This window comes from Streptomyces sp. W16, assembly GCF_033194735.1.
In the GTDB taxonomy this organism is placed as follows: domain Bacteria; phylum Actinomycetota; class Actinomycetes; order Streptomycetales; family Streptomycetaceae; genus Streptomyces.
On record NZ_JAWOAI010000364.1, the window covers coordinates 1 to 10,287 of the forward strand.

The window sequence follows — 10,287 nt, forward strand, 5'->3', positions numbered from 1 at the left end:
CCCCGAGTCCGTCGCCCTGTCCGGCACCTACGACGCCGGCACCGCCCACCCGCAGGACCTCGCCGACGCCTCCTGCTACCCGAACCTCATCGCCGAGCTCCTGCACCGCGGCTGGTCCGAGCCCGACCTCGCCCTGCTGTGCTGGGGCAACGTCCAACGCGTCCTGCGCAGCGCCGACTTCACGGCCCGCGCCGCCCAGCAGCGCCGCGAGCCGTCGACGGCGAAGATCGCCGAGCTGGACGGGTAGATCTTCGGTCAGTGGTCGATCCGGCAGAGGCAGAAGGGATGCCCTGTCGGATCGGCGTACACCCGGAAGTCCTCCTCGTCCACCTTCTGCAACAGCCGCGCGCCGAGCGCCAGTACGGCGGTTTCCGCCGCGTCGATCTCCTCCCAGGTCGATCCGGCGTCGAAGTCGAGGTGGAACTGCTGCGGCCGGTCCGCGCGCGGCCACTCCGGCGGGGTGTACTCCGTCACCCGCTGGAAGGCGATCCGCGGCCCGTCCGGAATGTTGAGTACGACCCACTCGTCGTCGGCGGCGTGGGGCGTGCCGCCCAGGATCCCGGCGTAGAACGCGGCGAGCGCGAGCGGGTCCGGGCAGTCGATCACGGTGGAACGGAAACGTGCGACGGCGGACATGGTGATCTCCCTGATGTCGGTGGTGTCAGCAGGCGCAGAGGCAGAACGGGTGCCCCGCCGGGTCGGCGTACACCCGCCAGGTGCGTGAGCGGTCGTCGGTGTCGAGCGGCCTGGCGCCCAGTGCCAGTACGCCCTTCTCGGCCGCGTCCAGGTCCTCGACGGTCAGGTCGAGATGGAACTGCTGCGAGTCGCCGGACGCGGGCCACTTCGGCGGTACGTGCCCCGGTGCCTTCTGGAACGCCAGCGACTGTCCGCCGGGCACCTTCAGGTCCACCCACGCTCCCTCGTCCTCCGGTTCGACGGTGCCGCCCAGGATCCCGGCGTAGAACGCGGCGAGCGCGCGCGGGTCGGGACAGTCGAGGACGACGACACCCAGCTTGGCGATGGCCATGACGGACTCCTTCGGGTTACCTACATATGGCGTCAGCCGGTAACTGTTACCTCATGCTCCCGCATAGGAGGTAACGTCGCAAGCATGAGTGAGAGAGTTCCCGCGCCCGGCGACCTGGCCCTGATCGAGGCGCTGGTGAACACGCTGGACATCGAGGAGGGCGCCGACGCACTCGACACGGAGGACGGCCGAGCGCGCTTCGGACTCACCGCGCACCAGGTCGCGCCCGCCCGCGAACTCCGTGAGTCCCTGCGCGCCACCCTGCTCGCCCACGCGGGCCACCCCGCGCACCAGCACGTGACCCCGCTCGGTGAACTCCTCGCGCACGCCCCGCTGTTGATCGCGCTCGACGCCGACGACGGTTCCGCCCGGCTCACCCCCGCCGACGCGGAACCCCTGCTCTCCCGGGTCGCGTCGGCGATCGCCGAGTCCCTCGTCGCGGGCACCTGGCCCCGCCTCAAGGCCTGCGAGGCCCCGACCTGCCACTGGGCGTACTACGACCGCAGTCCGGCGGGCCGGGGCCGCTGGTGCTCGATGGCGGTGTGCGGGGCGCGTGCGAAGATGCGCCGGTACCGGGCCAAGTAGCCCTCGCCCGGGGCGACTTGAGCGGTCCCCGCGCCGAGCACAGCCCAGTGGTGCAGAATGCAGCCAGACGCCGGTCCGGCCGACTGAGCCTCGGCCGGACCGGCGTCGCCTGTCTGCGGACGGACACCTACGCCGTGGGACGGCCCATCGCGCGGAACGTCCAGCCCGCCTTCCGCCACAGCTGCGGGTCGAGCGCGTTGCGCCCGTCCAGGACCACCCGGGCGCGTACGGCCTCGCCGAGCGCCGCCGGGTCCAGCTCCCGGAACTCCCGCCACTCCGTCAGGTGCAGCACGACATCGGCGCCCCGTACGGCCTCCACGGCGGTGTCGGCGTAGCCCAGCGTCGGGAACAGCCGTAGCGCGTTGTCCATGCCCTTCGGGTCGTACACCGTGACCTGGCCGCCCTGGAGGTGGATCTGACCGGCGACGTTCAGCGCGGGGGAGTCGCGGACGTCGTCCGAGTCGGGCTTGAAGGTCGCGCCGAGCACGGCGACCCGCTTGCCCAGGAAGGAGCCGCCGCCGAGCGCCTCGCGCGTCATCTCGACCATCTGGCCGCGGCGCCGCATGTTGATGGAGTCGATCTCGCGCAGGAAGGTGAGGGCCTGGTCGGCGCCCAGTTCGCCGGCGCGGGCCATGAAGGCCCGGATGTCCTTGGGCAGGCAGCCCCCTCCGAACCCGATTCCGGCCCGCAGGAACTTCTTCCCGATCCGCTCGTCGTGCCCGATCGCCTCGGCCAGCTTCACGACATCGCCGTCGGCGGCCTCGCAGACCTCGGCCATCGCGTTGATGAAGGAGATCTTGGTGGCGAGGAAGGAGTTCGCGGCCGTCTTGACCAGCTCGGCGGTCGGGAAGTCGGTCACCACGAACGGCGCACCGGCCCCGACCGGCACCGCGTACACCTCGCGCAGCAGTTGCTCGGCCCGCTCGCTCCGTACGCCGACCACGATCCGGTCCGGCCGCAGCGTGTCCTCGACGGCGAAGCCCTCCCGCAGGAACTCCGGGTTCCAGGCGAGCTCGGCGTCCGCACCGGCGGGCGCGTGCGCGGCGAGGTAGGCGGCCAGCCGGTCCGCCGAGCCGACGGGCACGGTGGACTTGCCGACGACGAGTGCGGGGCCGGTGAGATGCGGTGCGAGCGAGGCGACGGCGGCGTCGACGTACGACATGTCGCAGGCGTACTCGCCGTGCTTCTGCGGGGTGTTCACACACACGAAGTGGACGTCGCCGAACGCGGCGACCTCCGCCCAGTCCATGGTGAAACGCAGCCGCCCGCTGGATCCCTCGATCCCCGCGACGTGCTTGCGCAGCAGCTCCTCAAGTCCCGGTTCGTACATCGGGACCTCACCCCGCTGGAGCATCGCGATCTTCTCGGGTACGACGTCCAGACCCAGCACCTCGAAGCCCAGCTCGGCCATGGCCGCGGCGTGTGTGGCGCCGAGATAGCCGGTGCCGATCACGGTGATCTTGAGGGCCATGGATGCTCCAGAAGGTCTACGGGGGGATGCGCGCCCGAGCATAGTCGGACGCTCTGACGGGCAACTTTCCCCCTGTCGCCAAGCTCACGTATCACTCCCGTGGGCGGGCCCCTAAAATTTGGGTTACTTAACGGTAATTAGCACCGTCATCACAGCGTCCTTGGAGCGTGAGAGACCTTGGCCGGATCGGCTGACTTCGACCTGTACCGCCCGTCAGAGGAGCACGACATGCTCCGCGACGCGATCCGCTCACTGGCCGAGGCGAAGATCGCGCCGTACGCCGCAGCGGTGGACGAGGAGTCCCGCTTCCCGCAGGAGGCGCTCGACGCCCTGGTGGCGAACGACCTGCACGCCGTTCACGTCCCCGAGGAGTACGGCGGCACCGGCGCGGACGCGCTGGCCACGGTGATCGTGATCGAGGAGGTGGCCCGCGTCTGCGCGTCCTCCTCCCTCATCCCCGCGGTGAACAAGCTGGGCTCGCTCCCGGTGATCCTCTCGGGCTCCGAGGACCTGAAGAAGAGGTACATGACGCCGCTCGCCAAGGGCGACGCGATGTTCTCGTACGCCCTCTCCGAGCCGGACGCGGGCTCGGACGCGGCCGGCATGAAGACGAAGGCCGTCCGCGACGGCGACCACTACATCCTCAACGGCGTGAAGCGCTGGATCACCAACGCGGGCGTCAGCGAGTACTACACGGTGATGGCGGTGACCGACCCCGAGAAGCGCAGCAAGGGCATCAGCGCCTTCGTCGTCGAGAAGTCCGACGAGGGCGTCTCCTTCGGCGCCCCGGAAAAGAAGCTGGGCATCAAGGGCTCCCCGACCCGCGAGGTCTACCTCGACAACGTGCGCATCCCGGCCGACCGCATGATCGGCGCGGAGGGCACCGGCTTCGCCACCGCGATGAAGACCCTGGACCACACCCGCATCACGATCGCGGCGCAGGCCCTCGGTATCGCGCAGGGCGCCCTCGACTACGCCAAGGGCTACGTCAAGGAGCGCAAGCAGTTCGGCAAGCCGATCGCCGACTTCCAGGGCATCCAGTTCATGCTCGCCGACATGGCCATGAAGATCGAGGCCGCCCGCGCCCTGACCTACCAGGCCGCAGCGGCGTCGGAGCGGGGCGACAAGAACCTCACCTTCCAGGGCGCGGCGGCCAAGTGCTTCGCCTCGGACGTGGCGATGGAGGTCACCGTCGACGCGGTCCAGCTGCTGGGCGGCTACGGCTACACGCGTGACTACCCGGTGGAGCGCATGATGCGCGACGCGAAGATCACGCAGATCTACGAGGGCACCAACCAGGTCCAGCGCATCGTGATGGCGCGCAACCTGCCGTAGGCGGACGTGCGCAGGGGGCACCCTTCGGGGTGCTCCCGCTCTGGGGCGGGAGACGGATCAGTCCTTCGTCATCCACACCCACTCGAAGCCGAAACCGTACGTGCGGTCCATCAACTGCTGGACCGAATGGCGCCGCGTGCCGGTGTACCAGCGAACCTCGCGGCGGACCGTGAGCCCGCCCGGTCCAGGCGTGGCCAGGGCTATCGCGCAGCCCGTGGCGCCGTCGGGGGAGTCGTCGAGGGCGATGCGGAAGCTGCCGGCCGGAGCGGTGACCGTGGCGGTGGCACCCAGGCGCCGGAAGTCCACCGCGCCCTCGTACACGTAGACGTAGAAGAGCAGTTGCCGGAAGAGCTCGCGGCGGTCCAGGTTGACCCGGAGCGTCTCCCCGTCGGACGAGGCGCCGGTGCGGTCGTCCTGGTCGAGCTCCACGTACGGCCACTGGGACAGTGAGCCGAAGGCCTTGCCCAAGGGTTGCACGGGCCCGCCCGAGCCGTCGGCGAAGGAGGCCATGCAGCCGAGGTCGAGGTCCGCCCCGGCCGCCGCCGGCCAGTTGAGGTTCACCTGGAGAACGCCTCGCCCCGCGATGCGGGCCTGCGGTACCGCCTTGGTCAGCACGGTGTCCGCGTCCGCGATCCGGGCCGGGTCCGCGGCCGTGGAGGGCTGTGGCCGCGCTCGCTCGCGGTCGGTCGTGGTCCTCAGCCGGATGGTGCCGCGTGGACGATTGTCCTGGTTCAACTGCGCCCCCTCGCAACGCCGTTCGGGAGAGCGGCGTGTGCCGGGAGTTTATGACGCGGTGCGCTGATCTGGAGTACTGTCTGTGCCTTCGGTCACGCGTCTGGTGCGTGTGAACCGGCGGGGGAGCAGGGGCACTTCATACGGGTGGGGATCCACGGGTGCCGTCAACACACCCCCGCGTCCGTCGTGTTGTGGGGGTGGGCATGCCGACAGGCGCCCTGATGGACCGTCATGCGGTCGCACAAAGCATCAAGGATCTGGCCGAACGGCCGTTGCTCCGGGCCCGGAAGGAAGAACTGACCGTCCTCTCGGACGCGCTGCGGGCTCAGGACGCCTCCGCACTCGACCCGTGGTCCGAACTCGATCTGCTCGCCGCCTACGCCCGGCCGGAGAGCCTCCGCGCGAACAGCGGCCAGGAGCTGGAGCACAAGGCCTGGTCCTACGCCGAAGCGGTGCTGGGCGCCTTCGTCTTCGTACCGCTGATGCTCACCTGGTACGGCCTGACCCGGGCGTCGAGCGCGTACGGAGCGCTGACCGGAGCAGACCCGAAGGCCGCAGCCCGGCCGTTCCTGCAACTGTGGCAGTCCGGCTTCGACGGGCATCTCACCGGCGCGTTCACCTTCGGCCATGTGGCGATGAGCGCCACGGTGGCCATCACGGTGCTGTTCGCCCTGGTCCTCGTGCACGGCCTGCGACGGTCCGCCGTCACCCGCAGGGAAGAGGCCGCCGACCATGCCGGCGAGGAACTGATGGCGCTGCTCGTACCGGCGCTGACCCGCGCTCAACTGGTGCTGAACCAGCGACGGCGCAGCTCTCCGCAGCGTTTCGCCGCCGAGCTCACCGAAGCCGCCACGACCCTCAACAGGCTGGGCACCGAGGCCGTCAAGGTCCAGAAGGACCTGACCTCGGCCGCCTCGGTCGTGGGCGGGGCGGTGAAGGCGGCCGAGCTCCGGCTGGCCGGGGTGGACACCTCCATCCGGCCTCTGGAGGCCGCGGTGGGCCGTGTCGAGGCCGCTGTCAGCGATGGCGGCGCGCAGGTCCGCAAGGCGCTCGACGACGTCCGCGACGCCAGCGGCGACGTGCGGCTCGCCGTGGCGGGTGCCGGCGACCGCGTCGAGGAGTCGGTCACCGTGCTGGCCGCGTCCCAGCGTGCCTACACCACCGGCATAGAGGTGGTCTCGGACGTGTCGGTCCAACTGCTCGGCAGGCTCGGAGACGTCACGGAGGGCACGGTGCGGGCGGTCGAGGAGTCCCAGAGCGCGGTGCGGGAGTCCCAGCACGCGGTGCGTGAGCTGAGCGCCCACACGGACGCGCTGCGGGCGTCGGCCGAGAAGTTCTCGCGGCTCGCCGACGAACTGCGGGAAGACCGGATGGCGCAGGCGGATCGGATGGCGCGGGTGGAACAGGACGAGGCGCCGGAGGTGCCTCCGCCGTCCCTGACGGAGGTCCGATGAAGGGCCGCAGGTTCCAGCCGCTGCACCTGGCGGGGTGGCTGTTCGCGGACATGCTGCTCGTTCTCGCCCTGGTGGCCATGGGCGACCAGGGAGACCCGCTGGCCGCGAAGGCCTCCGGCCCCTCGGCCTCGCCCTCCCCTTCGGCCTCGGCGAAGGACGAGAAGCCCTCGGACAAGGGTCCGCGGGCCGTCGTCCGCACACCGGTCAAGGTGGCCGTCGACGCACGGGCGGGCGACAAGGACGCGATCGTGCGGGGGCTGCGCAAGGCGACCGCGCGCTACACGGGGCGGCAGGCCGCCTTCGTGCTGACCTTCGGACGCGACACCGACCCGGGGGTCGGCGGCACCTACGCCCACGAGGTCAACGCCCTGCTGGAGAAGGCACGTCCGGACATGTTCCGCGGCGCCACCACACGCGACTTCTGGAAGGGCGGAGCCTCCTCGGGCCACGCCGACATCGAGATCTACTTCTACACGTACTGAGCCACACCTTCTGAGTCACACCTTGTGATCCACGGCCACTTCTGATCCACGGCCACATGGCCATCGCCCGGAGGTACGAGACCTTGCAGATCCTGCCCTTCTACCTGCTCTGTGACGAGTCCGGATCGATGGTCGGCGACTCGATCGACGCCATCAACAACGCCCTCCCGGACCTGCACCACGAGATCAGCACCAACCCGACCGTCGCCGACAAGACGCGCTTCTGCCTCATCGGCTTCTCCGACAGCGCCACCGTGCTGCAACCGCTTGTCGACCTCAGCGACATCGACGAGGTGCCCGCGCTGGCAGCCGGCGGGCTCACCTCGTACGGCGAGGCGTTCCGCACGCTGCTGCGCTGCATCGAAGGAGATGTGGCCGCGCTCAAGGCGGAGGGCCACGAGGTGTACCGCCCGGTCGTCTTCTTCCTGTCCGACGGCATTCCCACCGACCCGGACTGGGAGCAGGCGTACAAGGAACTCATCCAGTCCCGGTTCTGCCCGAAGATCATCGCCTTCGGCATAGGCGAGGCGCAGGAGTCCACGATCGCGCAGGTCGCCAACTTCCGGGCGTTCATGCAGCAGGACTCCTCGGTGTCACCGGCCCAGGCGCTCCGCGAGTTCGCGTCCAGTCTCACGCGGTCGATCGTCCGCTCGGCCGGGAGCATCGCGGCGGACGGCGGCAACGGGTTCACCCTCGCCGTGGACGACACCGTGCCCGGATTCTCCACCGTCTCCCTCGACAAGCTGTGAGGTCGCGCTGATGGGGCAGGAACCCACGGGGCAGGAACGGAGCGCCGCGTACATGAATCCCGGACCGTCCCACGTCGCACCGCAGCGGTCCGATCCGCTGGACGAGACGTGGCAGAGCGTCGGCCAGTTCTTCGCCGTACCTCAGGAGCCCGCCCCAGCCACCAGTGAGCCCGAGCCGTCGCCGCCGGAGCCGCCGGCCGCGGATGTTCCGCCGCGCTCCGAGGAGCCCCCGGCCCCCGCCCCCCTGGAACCCGCGGTACGAGTCCCGACCCTGGGCGTCCCTCCGTACTCCGGCCGCAAACCGCCGCTGTACCCGCCGGAACCCCGTGGCGTCCCGCCGGTCCGGCACGACCCGACCGCGGCGCTGATCCCGGACATGGTGGTGGACGGCGCCGCGTACGGCTCCCTGACGGTGCGGGCGACCTCCGTACGCGGTGACTCGCACCGCTACCAGAGCGAGCCGCGCCAGGACTCCGTGGCCGTGACCCGCATCGGTGCGTCCGGCACCGGCAGCGGCGCACCCGGCCCCGACGAGCTGCTGCTGCTCACCGTGGCGGACGGCGTGGGTTCGGCGGCCCGTTCGCACATCGGCTCGCAGGAGGCCTGCCGACTCGTGGCGATGCGCTTGGACGCGGCCTCCGCGGACCTCGCCGAAGCGCTGCGCACGGGCGACCGGAACGGGTTCGCCGCGCTGGTGGAGGAGGCCGTGCGGCACGTCGGAACGCTGCTGGCCCACAACGCCCGTGAACGGGGTGACGATCCGGCCGCGTACGCCACCACCCTGCGTGCCCTGCTCGTGCCCCTGGACCCGCAGATCAGCACCCGCGGCTTCCTGGCCGTCGGTGACGGCGGCACCGCTCTGCTGCGCGGCGGCACGTGGAACCTGGCTCTCACGGATCCGGAGCAGGGCGGCGACGGGATGATCGACACCCGCACGGCGGCGCTGCCGCTCAGTCACCTCGTCCGCACTCAGCTCCTCGGCCCGGTACTCCCCGGCGACGTACTGGTCCTGTGCACCGACGGCCTGTCCACGGCGCTCGTGGGCGACGCCGGGATGCGGGACTTCCTGAGTTCCGCATGGGGTACGGGGGCCGCGCCCGGTCCGGCGGACTTCCTCTGGCAGCTGCAGTACCGGGTGAAGTCGTACGACGACGACCGCACCGCCGTCGTCCTCTGGGAGGGCACGCCGTGAGCGCCGACGACGGGGCCGACGTCCCGCTCGGCACGCTCACCCTCGGGGTCCGCGTGGGCGACGGCGGCCAGGGGGAGGTGTACGACGTCGCCGGCCCGGACCGGCTGCTGTACAAGAGCTACCGTGAGCCGCAGAAGGTCGACGGCGGGGAACTCGCGGCCCTCGTGGCACTGCGCCAGGGGCTCGCCCCCGCCGACCTGGAGCGCCTCGACCGGGAGACGGCGTGGCCGCTGTGCCGGGTCGAGGACCACGGCAGGGTGACCGGCTTCCTCATGCACCGCGCCCCGGACTCCATGACGTGGCGGACGTCGCGCGGTGATGCCCGGCTGACCGACCTGTCGTATCTGCTCCGGGCCCCCAAAGCGGCCTGGCAGGCGGTTCCGCAGCCGTCCCCGGCCGAGCGGTACGCCCTGGTGGTGGCCGTCGTCGGCCTCTTCGGGTGGCTGCACGCGCTGGGGCTGGTCGTCGGGGACGTGTCGCAGGCGAACGTGCTGTGGGCCGTGCGACCGGGCGTGGCCCCGTACCTCCTGGACTGCGACGGGGTGCGCCTCGTGGGAAGACCGCCGGTCCTGGAACAGGCGGACACCCCGGACTGGCACGATCCGCTGGCGGCGCCGGGCGCCGTCACCGTGGACAGCGACCGCTACAAAGTGGCCCTGGTCGTGGGGCGCGTCCTGAGCCAGGACGCCTACGCCGCCCCGGGCGGACCACTTCAGCCGCTGCCCGGAGTGCTCGACGACAGACGGGGGAACGCCGTCAGGGCACTGTGGGAACAGGCAGCCGGCCCACGCGGCAGCAGACCCCACGTGGCCCAATGGCGCACGGCCCTGGCCGGCCGCGACACGATCAGACTCATCGCCGCCGAGCCGGCACCGAAGCCCACCGTGGACCGCACGAAACTCGACGGCCCGCGCCGCAGGGGGCGGATCACTCTGCGCGACTGATCAGCTGTCGGCGACGCGGGCAGCAGGCCGTGAACGAGGGTGCCCTGAGGGGTGCCCTCGACGCACGTCGTGGGACAGGGTGGGGCCATGACCATGATCGATTCAGCGGGCCCCGCGGACCCCATGGACGCCTTCGACGCCTCGGAACGCAGGATGTGGGCCGGCCGCGCCGACGCCTACGCGGCGAGTTTCGCCCGGCTCTGCGCACACCCCGTGGACGAGCTGCTCGACGCGGCGGAGGTCCGGGAGGGGAAGTACGTCCTCGACGTCGGCACCGGGACCGGTGCGGCGGCCCTGGCCGCGCTGGCGCGTG

The 10,287-nt window shown here is 71.1% G+C and carries 12 protein-coding genes and 1 pseudogene; 9 read left to right on the forward strand and 4 right to left on the reverse strand.

All coding sequences use genetic code 11. The features are described 5' to 3' along the window. On the forward strand, positions 1-247 hold a 247-nt coding region (locus tag R6V09_RS35705), incomplete at its 5' end, for a membrane dipeptidase (protein ID WP_317885614.1). 8 nt (positions 248-255) lie between these two features. Here R6V09_RS35705 and R6V09_RS35710 read toward each other — a convergent pair. Then, positions 256-636, reverse strand: a complete 381-nt coding sequence (locus R6V09_RS35710) for a VOC family protein (protein ID WP_317885615.1) — start codon at positions 634-636, stop codon at positions 256-258. Positions 637-661: 25 nt separating this feature from the next. After that, entirely contained in the window at positions 662-1,027 is a 366-nt protein-coding gene (locus R6V09_RS35715) for a VOC family protein (protein ID WP_317885616.1), read from the reverse strand. Positions 1,028-1,111: 84 nt separating this feature from the next. Here R6V09_RS35715 and R6V09_RS35720 point away from each other — a divergent pair, with 84 nt between their 5' ends. Continuing rightward, positions 1,112-1,612, forward strand: a complete 501-nt coding sequence (locus R6V09_RS35720; RefSeq protein ID WP_317885617.1) for a CGNR zinc finger domain-containing protein — start codon at positions 1,112-1,114, stop codon at positions 1,610-1,612. A 127-nt stretch (positions 1,613-1,739) separates the two neighbouring features. Here the strand turns inward: R6V09_RS35720 and R6V09_RS35725 are convergent, their stop codons facing one another. Then, positions 1,740-3,083: a UDP-glucose dehydrogenase family protein gene (locus R6V09_RS35725; RefSeq protein WP_317885618.1), complete on the reverse strand. Its 1,344-nt coding sequence runs from the start codon at positions 3,081-3,083 to the stop codon at positions 1,740-1,742. Positions 3,084-3,260: 177 nt separating this feature from the next. Here R6V09_RS35725 and R6V09_RS35730 point away from each other — a divergent pair, with 177 nt between their 5' ends. After that, positions 3,261-4,418, forward strand: coding sequence for an acyl-CoA dehydrogenase (locus tag R6V09_RS35730; RefSeq protein ID WP_317885619.1), 1,158 nt, complete (start codon positions 3,261-3,263; stop codon positions 4,416-4,418). Between the two features lie 57 nt (positions 4,419-4,475). Here the strand turns inward: R6V09_RS35730 and R6V09_RS35735 are convergent, their stop codons facing one another. Then, on the reverse strand, positions 4,476-5,153 hold the full coding sequence (locus R6V09_RS35735; RefSeq protein ID WP_317885620.1) for a tellurium resistance protein: 678 nt from the start codon (positions 5,151-5,153) through the stop codon (positions 4,476-4,478). A 203-nt stretch (positions 5,154-5,356) separates the two neighbouring features. Between R6V09_RS35735 and R6V09_RS35740 the strand changes: the two genes are divergently transcribed. The 6 genes and pseudogenes from R6V09_RS35740 to R6V09_RS35765 all read left to right on the forward strand — a co-directional run. Continuing rightward, complete coding sequence (locus R6V09_RS35740) at positions 5,357-6,607, forward strand: hypothetical protein (RefSeq protein WP_317885621.1); 1,251 nt, start codon at positions 5,357-5,359, stop codon at positions 6,605-6,607. Further along, complete coding sequence (locus R6V09_RS35745) at positions 6,604-7,089, forward strand: hypothetical protein (protein WP_317885622.1); 486 nt, start codon at positions 6,604-6,606, stop codon at positions 7,087-7,089. Before R6V09_RS35740 ends, R6V09_RS35745 begins: the two co-directional genes overlap by 4 nt. An 83-nt stretch (positions 7,090-7,172) precedes the next feature. Next, complete coding sequence (locus R6V09_RS35750) at positions 7,173-7,838, forward strand: vWA domain-containing protein (RefSeq protein WP_317885625.1); 666 nt, start codon at positions 7,173-7,175, stop codon at positions 7,836-7,838. A 52-nt stretch (positions 7,839-7,890) separates the two neighbouring features. After that, on the forward strand, positions 7,891-9,030 hold the full coding sequence (locus tag R6V09_RS35755; protein WP_317885623.1) for a protein phosphatase 2C domain-containing protein: 1,140 nt from the start codon (positions 7,891-7,893) through the stop codon (positions 9,028-9,030). Beyond that, complete coding sequence (locus R6V09_RS35760; RefSeq protein WP_317885624.1) at positions 9,027-9,974, forward strand: hypothetical protein; 948 nt, start codon at positions 9,027-9,029, stop codon at positions 9,972-9,974. Before R6V09_RS35755 ends, R6V09_RS35760 begins: the two co-directional genes overlap by 4 nt. Positions 9,975-10,067: 93 nt before the next feature. Further along, positions 10,068-10,287: pseudogene (locus R6V09_RS35765) on the forward strand (SAM-dependent methyltransferase); the annotation flags it as partial.